The sequence below is a fragment of the Chryseobacterium manosquense genome (assembly GCF_014623485.1).
GTDB classification, from domain to species: domain Bacteria; phylum Bacteroidota; class Bacteroidia; order Flavobacteriales; family Weeksellaceae; genus Kaistella; species Kaistella haifensis.
On record NZ_CP060203.1, the window covers coordinates 217,773 to 242,907 of the forward strand.

The 25,135-nt window shown below is 36.2% G+C and carries 26 protein-coding genes and 2 tRNA genes; 14 read left to right on the forward strand and 14 right to left on the reverse strand.

Going from position 1 to position 25,135, the window contains the following annotated elements; genetic code table 11:
- Positions 1-26: 26 nt before the first annotated feature.
- On the reverse strand, positions 27-752 hold the full coding sequence (locus H0S70_RS01025; protein WP_034979467.1) for a DUF6577 family protein: 726 nt from the start codon (positions 750-752) through the stop codon (positions 27-29).
- Between the two features lie 147 nt (positions 753-899).
- On the opposite strand from H0S70_RS01025, the gene H0S70_RS01030 reads away from it, so the two are divergent.
- Positions 900-1,091, forward strand: a complete 192-nt coding sequence (locus tag H0S70_RS01030) for a hypothetical protein (RefSeq protein WP_034979470.1) — start codon at positions 900-902, stop codon at positions 1,089-1,091.
- Between the two features lie 155 nt (positions 1,092-1,246).
- Here the strand turns inward: H0S70_RS01030 and H0S70_RS01035 are convergent, their stop codons facing one another.
- From H0S70_RS01035 to mobA, 9 genes are all read right to left on the reverse strand, one after another.
- Positions 1,247-2,092, reverse strand: a complete 846-nt coding sequence (locus H0S70_RS01035; RefSeq protein WP_188321376.1) for an RteC domain-containing protein — start codon at positions 2,090-2,092, stop codon at positions 1,247-1,249.
- A gap of 106 nt (positions 2,093-2,198) precedes the next feature.
- Positions 2,199-2,927 (reverse strand): acetolactate decarboxylase, encoded by a 729-nt coding sequence (budA, locus tag H0S70_RS01040; RefSeq protein ID WP_088264587.1) that lies wholly within the window; start codon positions 2,925-2,927, stop codon positions 2,199-2,201.
- A 26-nt stretch (positions 2,928-2,953) separates the two neighbouring features.
- Positions 2,954-3,781, reverse strand: coding sequence for an SMP-30/gluconolactonase/LRE family protein (locus H0S70_RS01045; protein WP_188321377.1), 828 nt, complete (start codon positions 3,779-3,781; stop codon positions 2,954-2,956).
- A 13-nt stretch (positions 3,782-3,794) separates the two neighbouring features.
- Positions 3,795-4,799, reverse strand: coding sequence for a zinc-dependent alcohol dehydrogenase family protein (locus tag H0S70_RS01050; RefSeq protein ID WP_188321378.1), 1,005 nt, complete (start codon positions 4,797-4,799; stop codon positions 3,795-3,797).
- Between the two features lie 108 nt (positions 4,800-4,907).
- On the reverse strand, positions 4,908-5,777 hold the full coding sequence (locus tag H0S70_RS01055) for a carboxymuconolactone decarboxylase family protein (protein ID WP_188321379.1): 870 nt from the start codon (positions 5,775-5,777) through the stop codon (positions 4,908-4,910).
- Positions 5,778-5,816: 39 nt separating this feature from the next.
- Positions 5,817-6,602: a helix-turn-helix domain-containing protein gene (locus H0S70_RS01060; RefSeq protein ID WP_188321380.1), complete on the reverse strand. Its 786-nt coding sequence runs from the start codon at positions 6,600-6,602 to the stop codon at positions 5,817-5,819.
- Positions 6,603-6,647: 45 nt separating this feature from the next.
- Positions 6,648-7,544, reverse strand: coding sequence for an AraC family transcriptional regulator (locus H0S70_RS01065; protein ID WP_188321381.1), 897 nt, complete (start codon positions 7,542-7,544; stop codon positions 6,648-6,650).
- Positions 7,545-7,576: 32 nt separating this feature from the next.
- On the reverse strand, positions 7,577-8,839 hold the full coding sequence (gene mobB / locus H0S70_RS01070; RefSeq protein WP_188321382.1) for a conjugal transfer protein MobB: 1,263 nt from the start codon (positions 8,837-8,839) through the stop codon (positions 7,577-7,579).
- 4 nt (positions 8,840-8,843) lie between these two features.
- On the reverse strand, positions 8,844-9,278 hold the full coding sequence (gene mobA / locus H0S70_RS01075) for a conjugal transfer protein MobA (RefSeq protein WP_188321383.1): 435 nt from the start codon (positions 9,276-9,278) through the stop codon (positions 8,844-8,846).
- Between the two features lie 547 nt (positions 9,279-9,825).
- Between mobA and H0S70_RS01080 the strand changes: the two genes are divergently transcribed.
- The 4 genes from H0S70_RS01080 to H0S70_RS01095 all read left to right on the forward strand — a co-directional run bounded on the left by H0S70_RS01080 (position 9,826) and on the right by H0S70_RS01095 (position 11,884).
- Complete coding sequence (locus H0S70_RS01080) at positions 9,826-10,320, forward strand: DUF3408 domain-containing protein (protein ID WP_188321384.1); 495 nt, start codon at positions 9,826-9,828, stop codon at positions 10,318-10,320.
- A 508-nt stretch (positions 10,321-10,828) separates the two neighbouring features.
- A complete protein-coding gene (locus H0S70_RS01085) occupies positions 10,829-11,209 on the forward strand; it encodes a hypothetical protein (protein ID WP_188321385.1) in 381 nt (126 codons plus the stop codon).
- Positions 11,210-11,309: 100 nt separating this feature from the next.
- The gene (locus H0S70_RS01090; protein WP_031504736.1) at positions 11,310-11,606 is read left to right on the forward strand and encodes a helix-turn-helix domain-containing protein; all 297 of its coding nucleotides are present in this window, start codon (positions 11,310-11,312) and stop codon (positions 11,604-11,606) included.
- Positions 11,603-11,884 (forward strand): helix-turn-helix domain-containing protein, encoded by a 282-nt coding sequence (locus tag H0S70_RS01095; protein WP_021191501.1) that lies wholly within the window; start codon positions 11,603-11,605, stop codon positions 11,882-11,884. Before H0S70_RS01090 ends, H0S70_RS01095 begins: the two co-directional genes overlap by 4 nt.
- Before the next feature lie 85 nt (positions 11,885-11,969).
- Here H0S70_RS01095 and H0S70_RS01100 read toward each other — a convergent pair whose 3' ends face one another.
- From H0S70_RS01100 to H0S70_RS01115, 4 genes are all read right to left on the reverse strand, one after another.
- Entirely contained in the window at positions 11,970-13,637 is a 1,668-nt protein-coding gene (locus tag H0S70_RS01100; protein WP_188321386.1) for a DUF6035 family protein, read from the reverse strand.
- Positions 13,638-13,693: 56 nt separating this feature from the next.
- Complete coding sequence (locus H0S70_RS01105; protein ID WP_130867166.1) at positions 13,694-15,085, reverse strand: hypothetical protein; 1,392 nt, start codon at positions 15,083-15,085, stop codon at positions 13,694-13,696.
- A 48-nt stretch (positions 15,086-15,133) separates the two neighbouring features.
- Positions 15,134-16,327 carry a DUF3883 domain-containing protein gene (locus H0S70_RS01110; protein WP_130867167.1) on the reverse strand — a complete coding sequence of 398 codons (1,194 nt, stop codon included), beginning with the start codon at positions 16,325-16,327 and terminating at the stop codon, positions 15,134-15,136.
- A 167-nt stretch (positions 16,328-16,494) separates the two neighbouring features.
- Positions 16,495-17,745, reverse strand: coding sequence for a site-specific integrase (locus H0S70_RS01115; RefSeq protein ID WP_188321387.1), 1,251 nt, complete (start codon positions 17,743-17,745; stop codon positions 16,495-16,497).
- 297 nt (positions 17,746-18,042) lie between these two features.
- On the opposite strand from H0S70_RS01115, the gene H0S70_RS01120 reads away from it, so the two are divergent.
- The 9 genes from H0S70_RS01120 (at position 18,043) to H0S70_RS01160 (ending at position 25,008) form a co-directional block, all read left to right on the forward strand.
- Positions 18,043-18,927: a decaprenyl-phosphate phosphoribosyltransferase gene (locus H0S70_RS01120; RefSeq protein ID WP_188321388.1), complete on the forward strand. Its 885-nt coding sequence runs from the start codon at positions 18,043-18,045 to the stop codon at positions 18,925-18,927.
- A complete protein-coding gene (locus H0S70_RS01125; RefSeq protein ID WP_188321389.1) occupies positions 18,927-20,243 on the forward strand; it encodes an FAD-binding oxidoreductase in 1,317 nt (438 codons plus the stop codon). The genes H0S70_RS01120 and H0S70_RS01125 overlap by 1 nt, the downstream gene beginning before the upstream one ends.
- Before the next feature lie 23 nt (positions 20,244-20,266).
- Positions 20,267-20,992 (forward strand): SDR family NAD(P)-dependent oxidoreductase, encoded by a 726-nt coding sequence (locus tag H0S70_RS01130; protein WP_188321390.1) that lies wholly within the window; start codon positions 20,267-20,269, stop codon positions 20,990-20,992.
- Between the two features lie 18 nt (positions 20,993-21,010).
- Complete coding sequence (locus tag H0S70_RS01135) at positions 21,011-21,598, forward strand: HAD family hydrolase (RefSeq protein ID WP_188321391.1); 588 nt, start codon at positions 21,011-21,013, stop codon at positions 21,596-21,598.
- 33 nt (positions 21,599-21,631) lie between these two features.
- Complete coding sequence (locus tag H0S70_RS01140) at positions 21,632-22,804, forward strand: cysteine desulfurase family protein (protein WP_188321392.1); 1,173 nt, start codon at positions 21,632-21,634, stop codon at positions 22,802-22,804.
- Between the two features lie 70 nt (positions 22,805-22,874).
- Positions 22,875-23,192, forward strand: a complete 318-nt coding sequence (gene trxA, locus H0S70_RS01145) for a thioredoxin (RefSeq protein ID WP_031502343.1) — start codon at positions 22,875-22,877, stop codon at positions 23,190-23,192.
- 135 nt (positions 23,193-23,327) lie between these two features.
- Positions 23,328-23,401 (forward strand) — tRNA-Asp (locus H0S70_RS01150).
- A 34-nt stretch (positions 23,402-23,435) separates the two neighbouring features.
- Positions 23,436-23,512, forward strand: a tRNA-Asp gene (locus H0S70_RS01155).
- A gap of 242 nt (positions 23,513-23,754) precedes the next feature.
- The gene (locus tag H0S70_RS01160) at positions 23,755-25,008 is read left to right on the forward strand and encodes a site-specific integrase (protein ID WP_188321393.1); all 1,254 of its coding nucleotides are present in this window, start codon (positions 23,755-23,757) and stop codon (positions 25,006-25,008) included.
- Positions 25,009-25,135: the final 127 nt, after the last annotated feature.

Here is a 25,135-nt window from a genome sequence, read left to right on the forward strand (position 1 = left end):
TTTATATATCATTGGCATAAATAAATTTATTTTGCCAAACTTATATTTATCAGTTCGTCAATTTCTTCCTCTCTGTTTCTTCGGACAGCGTACCTACGCATCTTTAACTCATTTAAAGTATATTTCTCCATTACACTCCGCATAATAAATTCCTTTTCATTTTGCTGTGCTGAAAAAAGTGATGTGTCAATCAACATATCCACCAATAACTTTTCCAATGCAGGAATAATAATTTTGTCTTTTTCTATCAAAGGAGGTTCTGAAACCATATTCTTCACAATAAGGACTTCATCTTGGTTGTGAATGTAGCGGTCAAATATTTCCTCATCAGGATTAAAGAAAACGCTTTTAATAGTGTCCGTTAAAAACGTGAATACAGATTCGGAAGCATCTTTTTCAACTTCCACGACGGTATAATGCTTAAAAGGTTGATGACGCATAAAATCATTCAACCACACGGTATCCCAAACACAAAAACTGATATAGGGAAATTCCCGCTTGACCTTATTGAATATTCTTTTTAGCGTGGTTGAAATATTGGGCTGAAAAGGCTTTTGTCCATCAAGTTCATAAATCCCTCTGGAGGGAGCATTTATAACCCCTTCTTTTTTCAGCTTGGACAGATACATATTAATGGTGTTGTCAGACCAAGTAGGGAAATCCTTTTTTATTGATTCCACAAGCTTCTGCTTGGAAAGTCTTTCACTTTCCTTAAAATAGCGACCGATATGTTTTTCTAACGTTTCTGCCAAAACAGTTTTTTATGGTAAATGTAACACTAATTTATATAAGTTCGGCATAAAAAATATATTTTATCAAAGTTATATTTTAATTAAGTTTTGTTTTTCAAGGTTTTAAGTCTGGATTTTGCTGTAAATTAACGTCTAAAATAAGATGTTATGAAAAAGGGTAAAACGCCAGAACAGAACCTTGAGGATATAAACAAGTTTTATGAACAGATGGAGAAAGAAAAAGAAGACCGTCTGATAGACCTTATTGTGGAGATAATTGTGGATGCAACGCTAAGGGAATATTATGGGCAGATTGATGCCAGAGATAACCCGACATCTGGTAAAGAAAGAGATGAATAATTCTTAAAATTCACTCCAAAAGAAAAACAGAAAAAAAAGAAAGCCATTCTGCCAACGGATATAAGATAACGAAGCACTATAAGTCCCGAAGGGTGGCGAAGCCATTATGCGTGCTTCGTTATCTTTGCTTCCCTTTTTGTTTGTTTTTGACACCTCTATAAATCTTTGTCCATATATTCTTCCAAAGAAGATTTCAGTTGGTCTAAAAATGCGGTTCGGGAACCTGCACGATATTTCATTCGATGGAAAGAATTGTGTAAATCCCCTAAGGTAATCTGAAACAGTTTTTCCAACACCAAACTGATTTTTCGAATTCCTATTTTACCGTAGGAAAGGGAGCCATTCGCATACAGCGCATAAATCATTTCTATCAGGGCGTTTTTGGTATCCGTCCAAAGGATACCATCAGATGAAATATCCCTTGCAGAAAGAGAGCCTGCCATTTCATCATCGTTGATTTTTTGGAGTATGTAGGTGTAGAGTAACTCGTTGGCTATTATCCGAGCCACCTTGTAATCATAGTAGGTTGAAAACAACGGGTCAATTTCAAAGACAAAACTGTTCAGACCATCGTAAAAATTGATGTTACCTAACCTAAAGTAGGTTTCATCACGGTCGGTTCTTCCTGAACGATAATATCTGTGAAAATCTGAATTGTAGATATGCCCCCTGTATTCCTCTTTTAATTCCCGTAATTGTTCTGAAAAATAACTTGCGTGCATTTTCCCTCCGTCAACAGGGCAAGCTGTCTGCATACGAAATATCTTATTGTGGTAAATGAGTTTGGAGAGGATGTATGGCTTAATGTTGCGAAAGAAATTGATTTCCTCCCAATGATTTTTAAAGCCTTGCTTTGTAATATCCTCTTTTATCGACCCCAAGAATTCTTGCAGGTATATTGTCATTTGGTAAGCTTCATCAATTATATTAGGTGCAGACAGCGAAATTGCATTTTCTTTTCGCTGTATCTCCGAGATAATATGATTTAATGAAGATGCCATTCCGATTAGTTTTTTTATTGCTTATTAAACAGAAATATCTAAAGGTCATTCATCGGAATAACCTTTAGATTTCTTTAGTTTATATGATTTGTACAGAATATATTTCTTACTTTCCCTGCTCCACACGTTTTAGTGCTTCGTTGTCTTTGGTTTCAAAATTGAATTGCTGAAAATCTTTGTCTGTCGGTATTTCTAATTCAAAACTTTTCAGTTCGGCAATTTCGATTTTCAAATCTTTTCCCGTAAAATCCAAAACGTGTCCGCCCTGTGTTTTGTCGGTTGAAAGGAAGTGAAAATGAAAGCCTTTGCTATTGATGCCGTTCAGGTATTCTGGAAGATGATAACCGATTAACGTGCCTTGCGTGTTTGAAAACTCAAAGAACTTTTGCGTATCGAAAATTGAAGTGATAAGAGGGAACGGTTCATTCTTTACAGGTGGAAATGCCCTTGTTTTTATATGGTCGAATTGTCCTGTTATTTTAATGGCATACATCGTATTCTTATTATTCAGTGCCTTGCCTATCTGCTCCCAAAGGGCTTTTTCGCCAATTGTGTTTTCAACATTGATAACCGTGTCGGCTTTAAAGAATGTTACGAACGACATTGAGGTTTTAAAATCGGTTTCAGGTTCAACGGTTTCGCCTTTGGCTTTGGTCTGATATACTTTTCCGTCAAGCATCGTCAATTCGCCATCTAACATATCGGGTGCTCCCAAACCGAAATCGCCTCTTAGCTTCAAATCTTTAACAGGTAAAGTTCCCTTGTACAGACCGCCCACAAAAGCATCCGCCACACCGTATTGATATAATTTGTTGTATTTCTCTTTATTTACCATTTCCAGTTCTTTTTTATCCGTGATGATTACTTTATTTTTAGCATTTGGGGCATATATATTTTTTGTGAGGAATGGTCATAATAAATATCTGCAACGCTTTCTTCAGTCAGTAGCATTTCGGGTTGTTGGTTTACCAAATCGTAAATCCAAAGTTTACCATAGCCTTTGGTCGGAAACGTTACCCAATCCGAAATCAGCAAATGATTGTCGTCTAACCATTCCACGCCGTCAAAAAATCCGTTGGCAATGTTGGGGAGCTTCTGAAAATCTCCATTGCCTGTTTTGATATAGACCGCTCCCTCGCCCAGAGTTTCCCCATTGGTACAAACGGCAAGCTGATTGGTGTTCCTATTGAACGAAATGCCGTTTATTGTCGGGATATTTCCGATTATTTCAAACGACTTTGTTCGGGTATTTACTTTGTAGATATTCCCCGAATAAGTATCTGTAACACCTATAAAGCCATTTTCCAAACGGCAAATATCATTCAGTACGGTAGCCTGCGGAATGGCAAGTTCAAAAACGGTTGTTCGGCTGTTTATGTCAAATCCTACGATGCGTTCAAGGTCTGCCACGTACAAAATACTGTTTTCAACAGCCATACCTTTGGGAGCGTGCAAAACACCTTTGGTCGGCGCAAATTTCAGTTCTATCAGTTTGCCGTCTGCGGAAATTTCACTGATAAATCCATCACCATCCCGACTGCTGAAATCCTGCCCTTGATTGGAAACAAAAAAGCGTTTGCCGTCCGATGTAACACTTTCGGGTGTTGCAAAGCCGTTGATGACCTGTTGCGAAAAACTGTTTAAACCAATGCAGATAAGGACTGCGGTTGATATGCTTCTTATTTTCATAGTTCCCGTTGCTTTAAAATTTGATGACTACTTTTCCGAAAGCATTGCCCGATTTCAGCTTTAGAAATGCTTCCTGCGTTTGGTCTATGCTGTAAACGCTGTCTATAATAGGTTTGAGATTATTCTTCTCGATAGCATTTACCAATTCCTCCAAATCCTGTGCATTGCCTACGGAATAGCCTTGCAGGCGGATATAGTTCATAATAAGCGGAAACACGTCAAAGGATAGTCTGCTACCGGACATAAAACCGACCAAACCCACAAAACCGTGTTCTTTTACGGATAAGATGCTCTGCTCGATGGTTTCCTGTCCTGCCACATCGAGCGTAACATCTACGCCTGTACCGTTGTTCAACCGTTTTACTTCATTGCTCCAATCGGGAAAGTCCTTATAATTGATGACATCATCAGCTCCCAAATCTTTCAGTTTTTGCTCTTTCTCCCTGCTACCTGTGGTTGCAATTACTTTCAGACCCGAAATCTTTGCGATTTGCAGGGCAGACAAAGAAACACCACCGCTTCCCTGTACCAAAATCGTCTGTCCTGCCTTGATGCCTGCCTGCATAAGCATTGCCCAAGCGGTCAGACCTGCAACCGAAAGTGATGTAGCTTCTTCATCGGTAATGTTTTGAGGGGAACGGACAAGCGTGTTTTCGGGCTGTACGGTAAACTCCGCCAAAGTTCCCGAAGCTTGCAGTCCTGTCCTTAACGCATTGTGGTAAGGCGTGGTTTGCCCTGCTTCCCAATGTGTGATAAACGGTATCAATACACGGTCGCCTTTCTTCCAACGTGTCACGTTTTTACCAACATTTTCCACTATACCCACACCCTCTGAAACAGGAATGAACGGAAGCGGGATATTCAGCCCTGCGGTGTTCTCTACTGCAATAAGGTCGAGGTATTGCAATGAAACGGCTGTGGTTCTTACCAATACTTGGTTTTCTCCAACTTCGGACGTTGGCACTTCGGCTATTTTCAGATGCGCTATGCCGTAATTTTCTAATTGTATTGCTTGCATAAGTTTAATTGTATTAAAGCACAAAGTTCGCCTTGATGCTTCTTTAAAAATTATGCAATTCAAACGAATGATTATGATATTAGTGCCAAAAAAGCAACGCCTAACGGTTTATTTTTTCGCTCTTTCATTTATTACTTCTTTCAAAATATTGGTTCCATTGATTGCAGATGGAAAACCTGAATAAACAGTCATCAAAAGCATAATTTCTTTGATTTCTGTTTCTTTCAGTCCGATGTTTAAACCTGCATTGATGTGGAATTTGAGTTGTGGTTGTGCTGTACCCAAAGCTGTAAGTGCAGAAATTGTTGCTATTTGACGATACTTTTCGCTCAAATTATCTCTTGAAAAAATATCTGCATATCCGTATTCCAAAGTGAATTTTACCAACTCGGGCGAAAAATCATTGTAAGCAGATTTTAATCTTTCAACTTGCAAACTGTCTAATTTAGACAGTTCCTTTTCGCCCAGTTTTAATCTGTCTAATGATTTTGTTTCTGTGGCTGATTTTCCGATTTCATCTTTAAATCCGTGTATTTGTCTTTCCGCCAAAACCTCTTTCAAAGCGTTCATTCCGTTAATCGAACTCGGAAAACCTGAATAAACGGACATTTGCAAAATGACTTCTTTCAATTCATTGACGGAACTTCCAGTATTCAATGCTCCGTTGATATGAACTTTTAATTGTGGTTGTGCGTTTCCCATAGCTGTCAAAGCTGCAACAACAGCAATTTCCTTGGATTTTAAATCCAATCCGTCCCTTGTGTAAACATCTCCAAAAGCGTATTCTATGATGAAAGTTCCCAAATCGGGAGAAATATCTTTCAGGCTTTCAATTACTTTTTCTCCTGCTTCTCCATCAATTTCTTTAAGTTTTTGCCAGCCTGCTTTAAATCTTTCTGATTGCATCGTGTCTGATTTTATTTGTCCGCTTGCATTTATGCTCAATGTCAAAAGCGAAATAATTACAACTAATTTCATTTTTTTAATTACAAAATTAGTTTCGATGCAATCTTTCTGTTAGGACTTCTGTCCTTTATTCAGGTACTTTTCCCGAAATCCGGCAGGAGAATAATCGGTTTTCTTTTTGAATATTCGTGAGAAATAGGAATTGTCTTCAAATCCCAATTGAAAAGCAATCTCACTTGTATTTAACGAAGAATACAACATCAACCTTTTAGCTTCGGTAATTTTCACGTCTAACTGAAGTTGTTTCGGCGTAAATCCCGTTTCTTCTTTGCAAGTCTGATTTAAGTTTTCCGTAGTAATACCAAGTTTTTCAGCATACTGTTCAATAGTCAAATTCTTATCTATATTTTCGTTGACCAATTTCTTAAATTCCGTGATAGTGTTACTCTTTTTAAAAGTTTGATGATTACTCAAAAGTGAAAGCAAATAAGGAATTGCTGTTTGTTGATTATTCTTCGACAGCATTCGTTTAAAGATTTCTTCGATGAACTTTAAATCGTCTTTTTGAATGTCAACAAATGGAAATGAGAAGTCTATGTTCAGGTGTTTTGCAAACGGTTCTTCAATAAGCAAAAAAAATCCGCAACTGTCAATAGAATAGTTCCAATTATGGATTTGCTTTGGATTGATTGTGAAAATTCTGTTCGGCAGAATTTCGTATTCGTCAAAATCAATAACATTCATTCCGTTTCCTTGCGTAAACCAAACAAATGAATAAAAAGCGTGTCTATGAGGCCATTCAATTTCAGGGTCTGGCGTATCTTCAAAGACCCCGACATAATATTCAGTGGGTTTAGTGAGTTTGGGTATTATGTCGGTTATTTGATAGACTTTCATTTTATAATGGAGATAGTGTTTATTTACTGATTTTTATTGTATTATTTATCCGATTTCTTTCCTGAACTGCAAAGGCGTAATACCTGTTTGCTTCTTAAAGAAAATGATAAAATTGGATGAGTGTTCAAAGCCTAAACAATAAGCTATTTCTGCAACATCCCAACTGCTGAACTGCAATAATGCTTTTGCTTCTTTCGTCACTCTTTCGGCAATCCATTCCGTTGTGGTTTTTCCTGTACTTTCTTTCAAAGCCCTGTTTAACGTATTCGTGTGTACATTAAGCTGTACCGCAAATTCGGTTGCCGTTTTGAGTTTCAGCGTTTGGCTTGGGGCATCAATGGGAAATTGTCTTTCCAGCAATTCCAAAAACAAATTGCTGATGCGCTCCGAAGCATTGGCGGGCTGATAAAAGGTTTCGGGTGGTTGTATTTTCATTGCTTCGTGCATAATAATCTGCACGTAGCTCCTCAATAAATCGTACTTATTGGTGTATTCCGAGCGTATTTCACGCATCATATTCTCAAAAACGCTTTCCAAAAGTTTTAAACTTTCTTCACTCGGAAAAAATATATGGTTGCCCCCAACTTTGAACAATGCCGACTGTGAAAGATTTTCATTTTTCAGTGTCGGGCTTACAAAATCTTCTGTGAAAAGGCAGAAAAAACCTGCCTGATTTTCCGACGTCGGCTCCCACGAATAAGGAATAAGCGGATTAAGAAATGTAATAGACGGTTTGTCAATCTGTATGGATTTGTCGGCATAGCTCAAAACACCTGTTCCTTTAGTAATCATTGAGATTTTATAAAAATCCCTACGGTTAGGCGGTAATGAGGTGCTGTCACACGCAAATTCCTCTCTACGGTATATATTGAATTGTCCCGTTTTTGGATATTCCTGTCCGTGATTGGTGTAAAACTCTTTTATTGTTTCCTTACGTTTCATATTGCAAAGTTATGAAATTCAAACAACCGTTTTCACAATCTCCTCCCTTTCTGCTTCTTTTTCTTAATCCGATTGGCAAACTGGTCTTCTTCATAATTCTCTCCCTGTGCATCAGGCAACAGGCTGAACAATCCCAAATCGGAACTATGCGAATGTTCCTGTGAGATAAACTCAAAAAGGTCTTTTGGTTGGTTGTCTATTGTATTCGGTTTAGAAACAGGGCTGTGCTGTGTTTTCAGTTCGGGTTTGTTACCGTTGTTCCACCAATCGTTAAATACATTTGCCGACAGGTTTCTATCCAAAGCTGAACCATTCCAAACGCTACGGCTCTCGTGGTCAATAAAGGTCATACCGTAAATTCGTCCTTCAATATTACATCTTATAACCGTATTGATGCCTTGCTCGGTCAATTGCTTTCTAAAATCCGTTTCATTGCTTGTAGTATGTATGGCAAGCTCCACCGCATTTTTGAGAACAGACCTTACAGGCGTGGTTTTCATTTTCTCTTTGGACTGTTCAAAGTGTTTTTGCAGTTGTGCAATTCCTGCATCTTTCCCGAATAGCGATGCTTTGAACGGATTGCTTGCCTTGTTTCCGTTCTTGTCCAATGCCACATACACCAATCCGTTTACGGTCTGACCGTTCCGCTCGCCTTTGACTTCTTCTGCTGTGATGTTGAACAGCGACAATAAAGCATTATAGCTTCCCATAGTCGGAAAGCTGTAATACTTTGGCAAGTGTCGCACTACCGAAGCAATCTGACTTTTGATGTCGCCTTTGTGGTAATCCACAGGTTTGAAAACTTTGTTGGCTTGTTTCTGCTCCTGCTCGGTTGCTTTTTGCAGGTTGTATTTCGTTTCCAAATCCCGACAGATAGCCATCGAACGTGGATGGTCGTAATCATCGGGGATTTTTTTACCGTCAATGCCTACACAGGTCGAAACAATATGGATATGTGTTCGGTCAATGTCCGTATGTTTGAAAACAATATATGGCTGATTGCCGTAACCCATACGCTCCATATACTCGTGTGCCATTTCGGTAAACTGTTCATCGCTAACCTTGTCTTTCGGGTCGGGGTTCAATGAAATATGCCGTACCGTTTTTTCCGTTTTGATATTTGCCGATAGATACGGCTCAAAGCACTTGTTAAAATACGCTACGGAATACCTGCCGTTCATTGTATCGGGTATCTTGTTCAACAGTAAAACCGCTCCGTTTTCCGTTTCCACTTTCTGCTGATTGTACAAAATAGCTCCATACATATTGTTTCCCTTTCCTATTTTTGCAATCATTTTTCTACTCTTTATTTAGATATTTCTTTTCAAATTCTTCGGTAAGAATTAAAACCTTTTGCAATAATTCTTTCATTTCTTTGGTCTCTTTTTCCAATTTAAAGAGGTATGCAGATGCTTTTTTATCTGAAAAGTTGGCGTTCAAAAGCTTTACAATTTGATTGTAATTCGTTGCTATTCCTCGAAATTGACCGAAAAACTTGGTCAAACCTGCGTGGTATTCTATTGCATCCATATCAATTTTAACGGTCTTAACCGTCTTTTGAAAGATGCAAGCTGTAATAAAATGAGCTATTACTTTCATTCCCGATTGGTCAAAAAGTGCAAGAAACTTTGCATTATCTTCTGCATTTAGGTTAATGGAATACCGATTGACGGCAGGGTCGTTCTTCGGTTTTCTTCCTGTTTTTCTAATCTGTTTTCTGTTTTTCTCTTCCATAATAATCCATTTTTAATTTTTAATAAACGTGCGACTTCGGAGCCGTTTCCAGCCCCCTGCAAGGGCAAGTGCTTTTGAGGTGCCGAAATTTATTTCGAGTACCTCAAAAGATAACTTGCTCTGAACATGGGTTCAGAAAAATCCGTTTTGCAAACGGATTGTAGTTAGCAGGGAAAACCCATAGCTTCCATTACAAATTTCGGTAAGACTATTTGAATAACAGCTATTTACAACAATGACAATGAATGCCAAATGATGCCACTGAATACCACCTTAAGGCAGATTGGGACTGCTTTTATTTCCTTTGTATATGGCTAGCTAGCTGATTGGTTATATCCTTAATGAAGTAACTAAACAGCATAAATCCCGACAGCAAATCTGCGTGATTGAATGCAGACGAATTGCAGATTTTTGAGTTAATGAACTAACCAATTAAGGGTCTGCAGGTGCTTAGGTAGATAGGTAGTTACATAGATACAACAGTATATACAGCTGATTGCTTAGTTAACCAAACAGCTAATTGGATATAATATTAAAAATGATAGATATGATACACGAAGAAAACAAAAATCAGCAATCCGAAAAAGAGGATTTCTCTATTGAAAATTTCATAACTGATGAAAATAAACAATCTTTCACGGAACAACAGGTAGTAACACATCGGGAAGATTTTGTCAAACCCAAAGTAGATGAGGAAGCTATTATGCGTGTAATGGCAGGCGAAGAACCTTCGGAAACTGAAACGGAAAACACAAAAACACCTGCGAGTAATACAAGAAGGATGATTTACAAGCCAAAGAAGCTGACCAAAGAGGACTACTGCGGACGGTTCTTCAAAATTCCCACGACAACGGCAAGCAGGGGGAAATCAGTGTATGTACGGCAGGAACACCACGAAACATTTAACAGGCTTACAAATATTAAGGGCATCGACAAACTGACGATTTATGCGTATCTGGACAACATTATCGAATACCACTTTCAGGAGTTCGGGGAATTGATTAGGGAAATCTATAACGAGAAACACAAACCGTTGTTTTGATAACTATACGTGGTGGGTGGTACGTTTCTACCTCTTAAAATTATTTTCCAAAAGAAAAAAACAGAAAAAAAAGAAAGCCATTTTAGCAAGGCGGACAGGCGGAAAAACCAAAAGGAAACGGAATAAGTCCCGAAGGGTGGCAGGGCAAACACAACCACTCGGCGAAGCCACCATATTTGCCCTGCCATTATGCCGTAGTCTTTTGGTTGGGTGGTGCGGTGGCTGTCCGCCTTAACTTTGCTACCTTTTTATTCTTTTTTAATCAATTCCAATCAAAGAAAGGGTACAAAAAAACACGTAAGGGCTAAAGATAGGGTGTTTTTGGTATGCTTTCCCTTATCCGTAAAAAACTCTTTAAATGTGCGAGGGCTTTGCAAGGAAAATTTAAAGTGTTTTGAGGATTACTTTCCATTCATATTGTGCCAACATAAGCCTAATACTGCCTAATACTGCCTAATATAAACAATACATTCCCTTGTGTTCTATATTGGGTGCAAATTTTGAACCTATGGCACAAAAAGTAATACCTGACAAAGAGCAGAAAGAGAAAGAACAAATCAGAAAAAAAGAACATAGTCCTTTGATACAGGTTGATAAGCAGAGTGACCCGATTTCTAATTTCATCGCCAACTTTAAACGCCAATTCAAAGACACAAAGGGTTTAGGTCTGGGCAGGCTGTTCGGGGGCAAGCGTGTTGAACCGCCAAAGCAGACTGCCGAACCTGAAAGCATCATAGGCGCTACCAAAACGGTTATGCGTTCGGATTATAAAAATGCCGAAAACAATCAGACCGTACACACCAATAAAAAGCCTGCTTTAAAAATGGACAATACAAACAAAATACAACAGGCTCGCCCTAAAAGTAAGAAACCAAAGTTCGGATTATAGCCTAGTATTTGGCAACTGTACGCCAAATACCGCCATCGGATGCAACATTAAAATGACCTATTTGAATAGCTTTTATTTTAGAGGTTTAAATGATGCAGATATGGAAATAACAGTTTTAGACATTCAGATTTTGAAAGCATTGCATAGGGAAGTTAAGGAAGTTTCCAATTTGATAGCGGAAATGACTACACCCTACAAAGCACTGCAACAGGCAACTAAATGGCTCGACCAACAGGAAGCCTGCCAATTGCTCAACATCAGCAAAAGAACGTTGCAGACGTATAGGGCAAAAGGCATTCTTGGAGCAACGCAAATTAATCGGAAAACGTATTTCAGATTATCCGAAGTGGAGTTACTTATGCAGGGAGAGCGACCATTAAAAAAGCAAAAGAAATGAAACAGATTGGAAATTCAAACGAAGATATGCTTGCCTTGCTCGAAGCTGTGGTAGGCATCAAAAATGAACTGTTGTATATCAGAGAATATTTCCACCCATTACTAAAAGGGGAAATCTATCTGTCAGGCGAACAGGTTTGCGAGATGTTACACATAAGTAAACGGACATTGCAACAGTACAGGGATGACGGACTGATACCTTTTATCAAGCTCGAACGGAAAATCTTGTTTCGTGAAAGCGATATTGTAAAAGTATTGGAAGATAACTATCAGCGTTAGCCCATTAAATGAATGCTTTGAAACTGTAACCCTCGGTCAATTAAAGAAACAGCCCACTGATTTAAATAGTGGGCTTTTTTCGTTATCAAAATACATATTCCATTTCTGGATAGAGGTCGTTAAATACTTCCTCAAAGTCATATTTTTGTCTTGGCATTTTTGAATAAAACTGTTCTACCTTTTTTTGAAAAGTACCTTTAATATCAAGTTTAATTAGCTCGTCCCAAAGTCCAAATTTTTTAAACGCTAATTCTATGTATTCCCAATATTCACTGTAATACTGAATTGCATTGTTAGCAAACGAAACCCATTTATTTCCTTGAAAGTTGAATGTTATCAATTCCTTGCTCCGTGCAGATTCAATAATGAAAAGCAATTTTGAAAATTGAAGAACATCGGAAACAAGATTTCTATCGGTTAAGTTGTTGCAAAATTTATAGATATAGAAGTCGGCTTCTGAAATTTTCAGTTTTTCTTTTAGTTCATTAAGTTTTAAATTGTCGCTTTCCGTTAGTGTGTAACCTGCTTGAAAAAGTGAAAGTGCTGGTGTTGTTTTGTAAATATTTTCGTTTTCAAATAACGCTTGCAATGGTGTTCGTCCATTGTCGTTTGTGTTTATATCAAGGTCAATTTTATTTGTCTTTAAAACAAAGCTAAGAAAGACAACATCATCTTGTGTTGCTTCATCAATCCATTTTATTAAAGGCGATTTGCTTTTTCCTTTCAAGTTCAGAGTTTTATTAAGAACATCAAATTCGAAATCGTCTAATTCTTCAAGTTGGTTTGAAATGCTATCAAAATTTTGAATTTTACGCTTTCGGAAATCTGCAATTTCAGCGACTATATACTTTTCTGTGTTTTGTGCGTTTTCAAGTCTTTGTTGTTCTCGTTTTTTTCTTTCAGCTTCTTTAATTTCAGCCTCTTTTTGTTTTTGAAATGTTTCAGTTTTTGTTTTGTTGTCGCCAAAATTGTAGTAGAAGGCTTGATGAACTTCGCTGTCAAATTTTAGCTCGTTTAATGCAACAGATTTTTTAAGCCATTTTGTGAGAAGTTTATTGTCGTCAGTTAAAAACGGGAATTTGTATTCACATTCAAGTTTCAATGTTTCAGATTTCTCGTCAAGTTTGAAGAAGTTTTCATACTTGGTCAAATATTTAATATCTCTTTCTAATGTTCCTTGATTATGTATGTCAAAGTTGTCAAGTATCCAAATTAGATACATTCCGTGTTTTTTGTAAAAGTCGTAACGACTTAGAATATAGCCAAGCGACAAGTCTGAAAGTTGAATTTCAAATACAAGTTCTTTGTCATGAAATTTACAATAAACATCAGGTTTTCTTTTTTCATTGCCTTTGATGATAAATTTGTTGTCAATTTGAATTGTGCTCACATCAACGCCTGATACGTTTTTTAAAAGTTCGCCGATTTTATTTTTAAGTTCTTTGTGCCTGTCGCTTTCTTTGGCTTTTAAGATTGCCGTTATTTTTTCGTGGTCGTGTGGAGAAAGTTTACCGTCAGCTAAAATACAATAACTATGTCCTGGTTTGTGTTTGAAATGAAGCCTGTCATACTTACTATCCGAAACCATTAAATCTTGTTCACATTCACAACAAGAAAGTATGAGATTTTTTTCGTGATACTTTTTTCTGATTTCAAAAGCGTCTTTGGCAATATCAAACACTTCGTCAGCATCAAGTATTTCTCCTGATGTTTTGTCAAATGCAATTTTTATTGAACGGTCATAACGTCCCATCTTTCATATCGTGATTTGTCGTTGTATTGTATAATCTAAAGGTTCGTAGCTTGACGTTATTTTTTAATTTTCTTTTCAATTCGTGATTTTACTCTTGGCTTATCTTCTTTTTCTATCATTTTCAAACAACTTTCGTAAAGTTCATTTGCACGCTCAATTAAGTTCCAAGACCTAAATTTGTCTGCAATTTTTTCTATTGGTCTGAAATCTGCCTTATTAGATAAACTTAAAAATAATTCAAGTAATTTTATTGAGTTTTCAGATTTTTTAAGTTCAGTGGTTTTATGGTCAAAAATATAAATCAAGTTTTTATTAAATTCTTGTTTTTTGTATTCGTACCAGTCTGCTGACTGTTGTCCATAAATTTTATGTTTAATTTCTCCTTTGATAAGTTTGTCTAATATTTCATTTGTTTCTCCTATGAAAGAAATAACTTTTTCATATTTATGATTGTTGATTAACACTTTTAACCAACTATTCATTTGTCCAGAATGAATGGCAGAATCAATATCAAACTTGTATTTTTCAAATTGCTCATCTACAACCTGTTCATTATTTAATTTTAGTTCTACATCAACTTTTAAGTCTTCGTAATCTTCTGTCTTTTTTAGCATCAAAGCCTTATCTATTTCTTTTTGTGCATTTACAAAATCTTGATTATCAAAAAAATCAACAGCTCTTACGAAACCTTCTAAATCTTTCCCATAAACAACAAAATCTGTTAAAGGGATACCTTGTTCATTTAATGCTTTTATGAAATAGGGTTTTTCAGTTATTCTTTTGCCTGTTTCAAGTGAAATTTTATGATTTTGCTTTTTTAGATTGGCATCGTAAAATCCAAAATATCGCTCTTCTCTTTTTATAGCTTTCCAACGTCCATATTTTTCCTTTTGTGGTTTAATTCCTATTTCATACCATTCCGAAAGCGGTTTTACAATGTCCACATATTTTAAAATTTGTTTGGGAAGTTCAATGTAATTTCCAGTTTCTAAATAGACAGGTATTTCTTTAATTTTTTCAAATTCTTGTTCTTTTTTCTTTTTCCTCTCTTCGGATGGAAGGAATTGTTGTGGGTATGCAAGTCCGTAATATGTTCTAAACTCATCATATTCTTTTCGGATTACCTGCAAATGGTCTGTAAAATTTCCATTTTCATTGATGTTTTGTTGTCTAATACTTTCAATAAGTTTAGCATATGAAAGATTGGTAAGTTCAAAATCGCCAGTTGTGAGACCTCGGTCAATGGCATTAATATGCCAAACAATCGCATCAGTTCTGTCGGGAAATGGCAAACTTGATATTTTGGATTGAAATTTTTGTCGTGCTGAATTTGTCTGATTGTTTGTGGTTACCCCCTGTCTGTTATCAACAAAAGTTTGCTGTGATTTTTTTCTTGTACCGAAGTAAATTAGTAGTCCTACTACTGCTATGATTATGATTACTGTCATTTTTTATGCTGTCGCTTTACAATTGATTATCACCTGCTGGCGTTTTTGTTAACCATTATGTAAGTTAATTTTATATGTTGTAGGAAACTCACAAATATTTGTCAAGTCGCCTTGAATTATTAGTAAGTCAGCCGTGTCTGTTTGTTCGCTGTAATTGTATAAACGATAAAGATAATAATTCTCTTTTTCGATTTTACTTCGTTCAAGTTCGTTTCTTGTTACGAAAAAGGTTGAGTTCTGTTTACCTTTTGTTGTTTTAGCTTCTATGAAAATTTTGTTTCCGTAAATGTCAAACGATTGGATGTCGAAGCCTGTTCCATCTCCTTCGTCTTTTGATGTATGCTTTATCTTGTCAATTAGATTATAAAGTTTGGCGTTTTGTAATTTCTCAATTTCGTATTTCATAACCCATAGTTCGCCTAAATCTCCCAATCGTTTATTTTCAATTCCGTTTTGAATAAAGTTTACAGTTCTTCCACGAAAACTAATTTGGTCAGCAGAAATTCTTAAGTCAGTTGATAAAACATTGGTTTCTCTTATTTCTGTTGGTTCAGACGTATCAACTAAAATTGCTTGGTCTAAATGTCTTGCAACTGCATATATAAAATCTTGTGTTAGAATGTTTAGATTTTCATCATAATAACAGTCAGAAGTTATTCTGTTTTTATGAAGTTTTAAAAGTTCTTGATCAAGCGAAAGTTCAAATCTGATGAGTTCACATTGGCTATTAAAGTGTCCAATATTTTCAAGATGACCTTTTACTGGTTTGTAAATCAACTCTAATTTTTTAGAAAATTGTTTAAACATTTCAAATTTGTAGAAAAAGTAACGCTCAGGATAACGTAGAACTAAATATACAATTATTGCTCTTGGGTCTTGGTATGATTTTTTGTTTTTAAATAGTTCGTCATTTATTACATTAATATTTGTTTGAAAATTTTGAATTCGCTCAAACAAATCTTCTTCTTCATTATATAAGTTTCTAAAAAGTTGTCGAACTTCATTTGGTCTATGTTCAGCATATTGAACTAACATTCTTAAGGGGAAATATTGTCCGCTGTCTAACAGGTTTTTTGTTCTGCTTAATGAAACCATTAACATTTCATAAAAATTTTCAGCTTCAATATTCCAATTATCTTGATAACATTTTACAGCTTTCCATTTGTAAATTTCTTCTTGATTTACTCTGTCGAAGTTGAGTTTATACTCGTTTATGTAATGTCTTAAAATCTGTCTGTTCATTGTTTAAGGTGTATCGTGAACTCGTTTGTAACTCTCACAAATGTTATCAATTCAACTAAATATGGTTGATTTTATGTAACTAACTTGTGGGTAAATTTTATAAATAGCTAAAGTACAAAAAAAGCCAATGTAGGAACATTGACTTTCTTTAATTAGACTTACAAACTTTATAGTTGCGAAACAAAAGACTGCTCCATACCCTTAAATTTATGCGATACCTTTTGCATATCCTTTCCGACCTTCTCGTTGAGAATTTTTGCATAAATCTGAGTAGTAGCAATGTTTTTATGCCCTAACATTTTGCTCAAACTTTCTAATGGAACACCCTCGCTTAAAAATAGCGTAGCAAACGTATGACGTGCTAAATGAAAGGTTACTTTCTTTTCTACAAGGCAGTCAATCAGTTGAGATATTCTCTTTAAGCTGTCATTACAAATCGTATTTGATGGTACAGGAAATACCTTTCCGTCTTTTGCGAATCCTGCATATTTCTCAATAATCATTTTCGGAATATCCAAGAGCATCACGTTTGATGATGTAGCCGTTTTCTTTCTCCGTACAATAATCCACTGGTTACCGTCAAAGAAATCTTGAAGATTGCTGTTTTTAAGCCCTTTCATATCTGAATAGGAAAGCCCTGTAAAGCAACTGAAAACAAACAGGTCTTTAACTAATTCGTCTTTCTTTTTATCGCAGTTGAACGTTACGAGTTGTTCCAATTCATTACGCAATAGATAACCACGGTCTTTATCCTTTTTGGTATTCTTGTATTCGCTTAATGGATTAAAAGCAAGATGCTTTCTGCTCATTGCCAATCGGCAAAGCGTGGTAAATCCAATCATATACAGCCAAATGGTGTTGTGGGTCAAACTTTGGTCGTCACGCAGGTAGTAATCAAAGTCCTGTACAAAATCAGGTGTAAGGTCGTTAAAGGACACATCGGAATAGCCGTATTTTGTAAGTGCAAAATTTCGAAGATGTTTCAAAAGTATTTTGTATTTACTGCGTGTGCCATTTACCCGAAGTCCACTATTAACCTTTTTCTCATAGTCCAATAGGAACTGTTCATAGAATTTGAAAAAGGTCAGTTCTCCGCTTTCCATCCCAAGAACGGCATTTTTAAGTTTAGCACTGTTTACAGCCCCCTCGTTCTTCAGGATTTTGGAATAGCATTCCTCAATACCCGAACGAATTTTGTCAAGTTTGCTGTTTGTGTCTTGGGCTTCTCGGCTTTTACCTAAAACCCTGCCGTACTTCAAATCCCAATTTGTTGCGGAAATATCCAGCTTTGTACTGAATGCAGACTGTTTGCCGTTTACGGTAATCCTGCACATAACCGTGACTTTTCCGTTTTTCTTTGGGGCGTTCTTTTTAAGGTAGAACAATACCTTAAATGTTGATTTTTTTGTCGTTTCCATACTCACAATTCTTAATGATAAAATTAAACCTATGTGAGCTACGGAACAATATGAAAAACTATGCAGAAAGCTGAAATACAGTATTTTAAACGATTGTTTCTAATGTTTAAAAGTAACGTTTTAGTAACCTTCCTTTTGCCAAACCTCGCTTTTTACTGCTTTTTAACTCATTACCAAAAAATCATAAAACGGCTGTAAAGTCTTTATTTACAACCGTTTTGCCTGTTATTAATCTTTGATGTATTTTTACTGAAACTTTATTTTAAATTCACTATTTTTGGAATTGATTTTACATTGATGACAAAATATTTAAAACTGCTTCGTGTAGAGCAATGGGTGAAGAACCTTTTTGTTTTCGTACCACTTTTTTTTTCCGGAAATATCACCAATTTTGATCTGCTTATCAAAAGTTTTTTTGCGTTTTTGGTATTTTCTTTTGCAGCGAGTGCAGTGTATATTCTTAATGATTATTCCGACATCGAATCCGATAGGAAGCACCCTGAAAAAAGTAAACGACCTCTCGCGAGTGGAGCTATTTCAAAAACTACTGCAGTTGTTGTTTTTGTAGGATTAATCGCACTTTGTGTAGGTTTGATAATCTTTGGTGGATCGTATTTTCATCTCAATTCCTGGAAGTTTGCGAGTATTATTGCCTTTTATTTTTTTATGAACATCGCTTATACTTTTAAGCTGAAACATGTCGCCATTATTGATGTTTGCATCATTTCAATTGGTTTTGTATTAAGGGTTTTAGCCGGCGGTTATGCCACAGGAATTTTTATTTCCCAGTGGGCGATTCTCCTAACCTTTGTTCTCGCATTAGTATTAGCAATAGGGAAAAGACGCGGAGAGTTGATCAATGCACAAATTTCCGGGAAAACAAGAAAAGCATTAGACGGCTACAATGTACAGTTTGCAGATATTGCGCTTTCCATCAGTTGTGCGCTGGCAATTGTGTGTTACCTTATGTTTACACTTTCTCCCGAGGTTCAGCAGCGTTTTCATCCGAGGGTTTTTTATACGGTGATTTTTGTCGTTTTTGCTTTTTTGCGCTATTTGCAGCAAACTTTGGTGTACAACAAAACAGAATCTCCAACCAAGATTATTTATAAAGACCGTTACATTCAAGTTACGTTGGTTCTATGGATTGCGGCATTTTTACTTCAAATTTATTTCAAATAATGAAACCAAATTTTACACAGAAAGTTACGAATTGGGGCAATTTTCCAGTTGTGGAAAAAGAAATGAAATCTGAAGATTCTATCCGGAAAATTAAAGAATTCGTACAAAATCACAATGAAATTATCGCTCGCGGAAACGGACGTTGCTATGGTGACGCTTCACTTTCTGAACATATTTTTTCAACCAAAAGACTTAATAAGTTCATTAGTTTCGATCGGTTGAACGGAGTGATAGAGTGCGAATCCGGAGTTTTGCTTTCCGAGGTTCTCGAAGTGTGCGTTCCGCAAGGTTATTTTCTTTATGTGACGCCGGGAACCAAATTTATTTCCGTCGGAGGTGCCATCGCATCGGATGTTCATGGCAAGAATCATCATTTGGAAGGTTGTTTTTCCAAGTATGTGCTTGAATTTTCTTTGTTAAATGAAAAAAATGAAGTCATGACTTGCTCGAGAACTCAAAATTCCGAAAAATTCTGGGCAACTATTGGCGGAATGGGACTTACAGGAATTATTCTTTCCGCAAAATTTAAACTGAAAAATATCGAAACTGCATACATTCGACAAGAAAGCATTAAAGCCAATAATTTGGATGAAATTTTTCAGTTGTTCGACGAAAGTGAATCCTGGACTTACAATGTAGCATGGATTGATTGCCAGCAAAAAGGAAAAAACTTAGGAAAAAGCATTTTAATGAGAGGCGAACACGCTTTCAGACATGAATTGCCAAAGAAATTGCAACAAAATCCTTTAAGATTAAAAAAGAAAATTAATCCATCTGTACCATTTTATTTTCCTGGTTTTGTGTTGAATAAATGGAGTGTAAAGTTGTTCAACTGGTTGTATTTTAATAAAAAACGGAAAAAAGAGGTAAAGGATTATGTGGATTATGAATCGTTTTTCTATCCTTTGGATGTGGTGAACGATTGGAATAAAATTTACGGAAAAGAAGGTTTTATTCAGTATCAAATGGTAATTCCCAAAGAAAATGGGAAAGAAGGAATGAGAAAAATCCTTGAAACCATCGCGAAAAGCGGAAACGGCTCTTTTCTCGCCGTGCTGAAGCTTTTCGGTAAGAATAATCCTGAAGCTTATAACTCTTTCCCGATGGAAGGTTATACGCTGGCTCTGGATTTTAAAGTTAACAAAAATCTCAAAAATCTGGTCGAGAAATTGGATGCGATTGTAGAGGAATTTGGTGGCAGAATTTATTTAACTAAAGACAGCATGAGCAAATCCAGTTTAACGAATTATCTACAAAACGTTCAGAATTCGAAATTTGTATCGTTACAACACAAAAGAATCATCAATAATAACTGAATCATTTCTACTAATTCTAATTTATGATCATACTCGGAAGCAATTCAGAAGTTGCGCAAGCATTTGTTGAAAAGGTTTTAGAAGAGGGCGGAAAATATTCGACCATCTATTTGGTGACCTCCAATCGGGAAACTACGGAAAAATTTGCCCGACATCTCGATGTGAAATTTCTACAAAATACCGAAATCATCGACTTCGATTTGTTAAAAGACAACGAATATACCAAACTTGAACATCTTTCAGCGGATTTGTTGTTTTGCGCGACAGGTTTTCTCGGCGAAGGAACTGAAGAAAGCTTGTACGACCCGAAAAATACGGCAAATATTGTTGATATTAATTACGCAAAGCTAATTCCATTGCTCAATTTTTTCGCCCAGAAAATGGAGAGGCAGCGTTCCGGAACAATGATCGTTCTGTCCTCGGTAGCGGGTGATCGTGGCAGACAAAGCAATTTTATTTATGGAAGTGCAAAGGCAGGATTAACGGCTTATTTAAGCGGGTTGAGGAATTATATGTTCACCAGAAAAGTTCATGTGATCACCATAAAACCAGGATTTATGGACACCAAAATGACGGAAGGTTTGCCGCTGAATCCCAAACTTACAGCCACGCCAACACAAGCCGCAGAAGCAATTTATAAAGCACTGAAAATGAAAAAAAATGTTGCATATGTATCGCCGATTTGGGGATTGATAATGCTGATCATCAGAAATATTCCTGAATTTATTTTTAAAAAACTGAAACTTTAGAAAACACGATTCCGATTGATGAGAAAATTATATTGCTTCGATTTTGATGGAACATTAACCCACAAAGACACGATGTTTTTGTACCTGAAATTTTATGATGCTGCGAAATACAGGATTCAGTTTATCAAGCATATTCCGCTCTTTATTTTGCTTAAATTAAAGCTTGCTGATGCCGAAAAAGTAAAGAAAAATTTTATATCTTCTATTTTAAAGGGTGAAAGCAAAAGCAGAATAGAAAAGAAATCGGAACTTTTTTTTCAAGAATTTTATCCGGAAATTTTTCGGGAAAATGCTTTGGAATTCATTAAAAAAATCGACCGTGAAAATATCGATTGCTATATCGTTTCGGCCTCTCTTGACATTTGGGTAGCGCCTTTTGCCAAAGAATTTCAAATGAAACTTTTATCCACACGCGCGGAGTTTAAAGACGATAAGTTTACCGGAAATTTCATAGGCAAAAACTGCAATGGAGCTGAAAAAGTAAACCGAATTAAAGAAGCAATTGATGGCAAAAAGTTCGATAAAATCATCGCTTTTGGCGATACTTCGGGCGATCGGGAAATGCTGGCTTGGGCAAATGAAAGCCATTTTGAATTTTTTCACTAATTTTAACTCCCCAAAATAACAAAGTACAAGAAAATGGATAAAATATATCTGGATAATGCTGCGACAACACCGCTCTCCGAGGAAGTAATTGATGCAATGGTTTCGGTAATGAAAGTTACTTATGGCAATCCTTCATCTACCCACAGTTTCGGGCAGGAAGCCAAAATTCTTATCGAAAAAACTAGACGCGAAGTTGCTGATTATTTGCATGTTACTCCATCTGAAATTATTTTCACTTCATGCGGAACCGAATCCAATAATATGATCATTAAATCTTGTGTAGATCATCTTGGAGTGCAGCGAATCATCACTTCACCACTGGAGCATAAATGCGTTGCAGAAACCGTTTTGGAGATGAAAAATAGGAGAGGAGTTGAGGTGGTTTACCTTCGTCCGGACCAAAAAGGAGATTTGGATTTGGCAAAACTTGAAGAATTGTTAAAAAATTCAGATAAAAAAACGTTGGTAAGTTTAATGCATGCCAACAACGAAATCGGAAACCTTCTCGATATCAAGAAAGTAGCGGAAATTTGCAAAGAAAACAATACGCTTTTCCATTCAGATACTGTACAATCGATGGCGCATATGGATTTGGATTTTTCTCAAATTCCGGTGGACTTTGCAAGCTGTAGTGCCCATAAATTCCATGGTCCGAAAGGAAGTGGGTTTGCTTTTATCAGAAAATCCTCCGGTTTGAAGGGGATCATCACCGGTGGACCTCAGGAAAGATCGTTGAGAGCAGGTACGGAAAACGTTTGTGGAATTGTAGGTTTAGGAAAAGCATTGGAACTTTCATTGAAAAATATGAGCGATTATGCTTCACACATCAAAGAAATTAAAAATTACGCGATCGAAAAACTTGCTGCTGAAATAGAAGGCGTGAAATTTAACGGAAGAAGTGCGGAAGAGGGAAGTTTATACACGGTTTTAAGTGTTTTATTGCCTTTCAAAGATCCAATGATTGGATTGAAATTAGATATGAATGGAATCGCCATCTCTCAGGGAAGTGCTTGTTCATCGGGTGCATCTAAACCATCAATGGTGATGATGATGATTTTGGATGAAGAAGAAATGGATAATTCCACACCACTGAGAATTTCGTTTAGCCATCTCACCACCAAAAAGGATATTGATGCATTAATTGATGCGCTGAAAAAGATCGCTTCAGATTCTAAAATAGAAAAAACAAATATTGAACATAGATAATTTACGCAAGGGATTGGTAAGAAAGTTGTAAATTTGGACTTTGAAATTTTAATTAAAAAACAAAAAAGATATGGCATTAGAGATTACAGACCAGTCATTTAAAGAAATGGTTTTGAATTCAGACAAACCAGTGTTGGTTGATTTTTGGGCAGTATGGTGCGGACCATGTAGAATGTTAGGACCAATTGTTGAAGAAATCGCAACAGATTTCGAAGGAAAAGCGGTTGTAGGAAAAGTAGATGTTGACAATAATCAGCAGGTTTCTGTTGATTATGGTATCAGAAATATACCTACTGTTTTAATCTTCAAAAATGGTGAGGTAGTAGACAAAATTGTAGGAGTTGCTTCGAAAGAAGTGATTGCGGAGAAATTATCTGCACATTTGTAGAAAAATAATTCAGTAATAATCAATGCTTTCCGAAAAAGAAAGCATTTTTTTTTCGAAAATATTTTGTAGATAAGCAAAAAGTTGTATTTTTGCACTCACCAAAAAGAAAGAAACTTTCTAAGAGGTAATTCTAAAGATCCGGTAGTTCAGCTGGTTAGAATGCCGCCCTGTCACGGCGGAGGTCGCGGGTTCGAGTCCCGTCCGGATCGCAGAAAAGATTTACAATTTTATCTTCAAAAAATTGATCCGGTAGTTCAGCTGGTTAGAATGCCGCCCTGTCACGGCGGAGGTCGCGGGTTCGAGTCCCGTCCGGATCGCCACTTAAAAGGCAAAACCTTACAAAACCCTTTATATCGTATGATTTAAAGGGTTTTTATTTTTGCGGCATCACAAAAATTACAATTTTTTGCATTTCGTAGGGGATAAATTCGGTTACCCGAAATATTACCCTTTCAGGGTAACCGAATTTCTCGCAAACTACCTGTTTATGGGCTGTCCAATAATTGAACGTCTTGTAAATAGGAGTCTTGACAATTAATTTTAATCCTATAAAGTCACCACTATGAATGCCAAAATTTCTATTCTCTTCTATGCGAAGAGAGCCAAAGCCAGCACTTCCGGTTTAGTTCCAATTTATTTAAGAATTACAGTTGATGGAGTTCGTATAGAAATCAGCTCCAAACGTTTTATAATGCCCGAAAAATGGAGTCAGGAACAATGCAGGATGACTGGTAATTCCGAAGAGGCAAGATCACTAAATTCGTATCTTGACATCCTTAAAGGAAAAGTATATGATGCACAGAGAGAAATCGTGCAGGAAGGAAACTTAGTTTCTGCAGAAACGCTCAAAAATAAGTTGCTTGGTACAGAAGTGAAGAAAAGAATGCTTATCCCAATTTTCCAGGAACATAACAACCGAATGGAAAAGTTAGTTGGGAAAGAATTCGCTAAGGGAACACTTTGCAGATATCAGACCTGCATAAGCCATACAAAGGAATTTCTGAAATGGAAATTTAACATTTCTGATATTGATATAAAGAAAATTGACTATACATTCCTTAATGATTTTGAATTCTATCTAAGAACCGAAAAATCTTGCAATAATAATTCTGCAGTAAAGTATCTGAAAAACTTTGGAAAAATAATAAGAATCTGTATGGCCAATGGTTGGCTTGAAAAAGATCCTTACCTCAACTACCATTCTAAATTTAATGAAGTTACAAGAGTCTTTTTGAATGAAAAAGAACTTCAAACACTCATCAATAAGGATTTCAAAAATGAAAGGCTTTCACTAGTTCGCGATATTTTCCTTTTCAGTTGCTATACAGGCTTAGCATATATTGATACTCAAAAATTAACTCAGGATAACATCAACCTTGGTCTGGATGGTAATAAGTGGATATTTACCACGCGTCAGAAAACCAAAACGACATCCAATATTCCCTTACTTCCGCAGGCAGAAGATATTATTGAAAAATATAAGAAACATAAAATCTGTCTCAATTCTGGAAAACTCTTGCCGGTTCTAAGCAATCAAAAAATGAATGCTTACCTCAAGGAAATTGCGGATTTATGTGGAATTAATAAAGAATTAACGTACCACATCGCAAGACATACATTTGCTACCACCGTAACTTTATCAAATGGCGTTTCTATTGAAAGTGTAAGTAAAATGCTTGGCCATAAAAGTATTAAGACGACACAGCATTATGCTAAGATTCTAGATAAAAAAGTCAGTGAGGACATGTCTAATCTAAGTAATATTCTTAATCTAAAAATGAACAACAAAAAACCAAGTCAAATAATAGGTACATAGATAAGTGTAACTTTTACAAATTAAAATCAAGAAGCAAGTAAAAAAAATATAAGAAAACTGTCATAAACAGTGTTGATCATTTAATAACAGGCAATAAATTCTAAATTAATGTTTTTTAAATATTTTC

What these genes read in the sequence shown, in the direction of transcription:
- H0S70_RS01030 (WP_034979470.1), top strand. Translation starts at nt 900, where the DNA reads ATGAAAAAGGGTAAAACGCCAGAACAGAACCTTGAGGATATAAACAAG.
- H0S70_RS01035 (WP_188321376.1), bottom strand. Translation starts at nt 2,092, where the DNA reads ATGGCATCTTCATTAAATCATATTATCTCGGAGATACAGCGAAAAGAA.
- budA (WP_088264587.1), bottom strand. Translation starts at nt 2,927, where the DNA reads ATGGTAAATAAAGAGAAATACAACAAATTATATCAATACGGTGTGGCG.
- H0S70_RS01045 (WP_188321377.1), bottom strand. Translation starts at nt 3,781, where the DNA reads ATGAAAATAAGAAGCATATCAACCGCAGTCCTTATCTGCATTGGTTTA.
- H0S70_RS01050 (WP_188321378.1), bottom strand. Translation starts at nt 4,799, where the DNA reads ATGCAAGCAATACAATTAGAAAATTACGGCATAGCGCATCTGAAAATA.
- H0S70_RS01055 (WP_188321379.1), bottom strand. Translation starts at nt 5,777, where the DNA reads ATGAAATTAGTTGTAATTATTTCGCTTTTGACATTGAGCATAAATGCA.
- H0S70_RS01060 (WP_188321380.1), bottom strand. Translation starts at nt 6,602, where the DNA reads ATGAAAGTCTATCAAATAACCGACATAATACCCAAACTCACTAAACCC.
- H0S70_RS01065 (WP_188321381.1), bottom strand. Translation starts at nt 7,544, where the DNA reads ATGAAACGTAAGGAAACAATAAAAGAGTTTTACACCAATCACGGACAG.
- mobB (WP_188321382.1), bottom strand. Translation starts at nt 8,839, where the DNA reads ATGATTGCAAAAATAGGAAAGGGAAACAATATGTATGGAGCTATTTTG.
- mobA (WP_188321383.1), bottom strand. Translation starts at nt 9,278, where the DNA reads ATGGAAGAGAAAAACAGAAAACAGATTAGAAAAACAGGAAGAAAACCG.
- H0S70_RS01080 (WP_188321384.1), top strand. Translation starts at nt 9,826, where the DNA reads ATGATACACGAAGAAAACAAAAATCAGCAATCCGAAAAAGAGGATTTC.
- H0S70_RS01085 (WP_188321385.1), top strand. Translation starts at nt 10,829, where the DNA reads ATGGCACAAAAAGTAATACCTGACAAAGAGCAGAAAGAGAAAGAACAA.
- H0S70_RS01090 (WP_031504736.1), top strand. Translation starts at nt 11,310, where the DNA reads ATGGAAATAACAGTTTTAGACATTCAGATTTTGAAAGCATTGCATAGG.
- H0S70_RS01095 (WP_021191501.1), top strand. Translation starts at nt 11,603, where the DNA reads ATGAAACAGATTGGAAATTCAAACGAAGATATGCTTGCCTTGCTCGAA.
- H0S70_RS01100 (WP_188321386.1), bottom strand. Translation starts at nt 13,637, where the DNA reads ATGGGACGTTATGACCGTTCAATAAAAATTGCATTTGACAAAACATCA.
- H0S70_RS01105 (WP_130867166.1), bottom strand. Translation starts at nt 15,085, where the DNA reads ATGACAGTAATCATAATCATAGCAGTAGTAGGACTACTAATTTACTTC.
- H0S70_RS01110 (WP_130867167.1), bottom strand. Translation starts at nt 16,327, where the DNA reads ATGAACAGACAGATTTTAAGACATTACATAAACGAGTATAAACTCAAC.
- H0S70_RS01115 (WP_188321387.1), bottom strand. Translation starts at nt 17,745, where the DNA reads ATGGAAACGACAAAAAAATCAACATTTAAGGTATTGTTCTACCTTAAA.
- H0S70_RS01120 (WP_188321388.1), top strand. Translation starts at nt 18,043, where the DNA reads ATGACAAAATATTTAAAACTGCTTCGTGTAGAGCAATGGGTGAAGAAC.
- H0S70_RS01125 (WP_188321389.1), top strand. Translation starts at nt 18,927, where the DNA reads ATGAAACCAAATTTTACACAGAAAGTTACGAATTGGGGCAATTTTCCA.
- H0S70_RS01130 (WP_188321390.1), top strand. Translation starts at nt 20,267, where the DNA reads ATGATCATACTCGGAAGCAATTCAGAAGTTGCGCAAGCATTTGTTGAA.
- H0S70_RS01135 (WP_188321391.1), top strand. Translation starts at nt 21,011, where the DNA reads ATGAGAAAATTATATTGCTTCGATTTTGATGGAACATTAACCCACAAA.
- H0S70_RS01140 (WP_188321392.1), top strand. Translation starts at nt 21,632, where the DNA reads ATGGATAAAATATATCTGGATAATGCTGCGACAACACCGCTCTCCGAG.
- trxA (WP_031502343.1), top strand. Translation starts at nt 22,875, where the DNA reads ATGGCATTAGAGATTACAGACCAGTCATTTAAAGAAATGGTTTTGAAT.
- H0S70_RS01160 (WP_188321393.1), top strand. Translation starts at nt 23,755, where the DNA reads ATGAATGCCAAAATTTCTATTCTCTTCTATGCGAAGAGAGCCAAAGCC.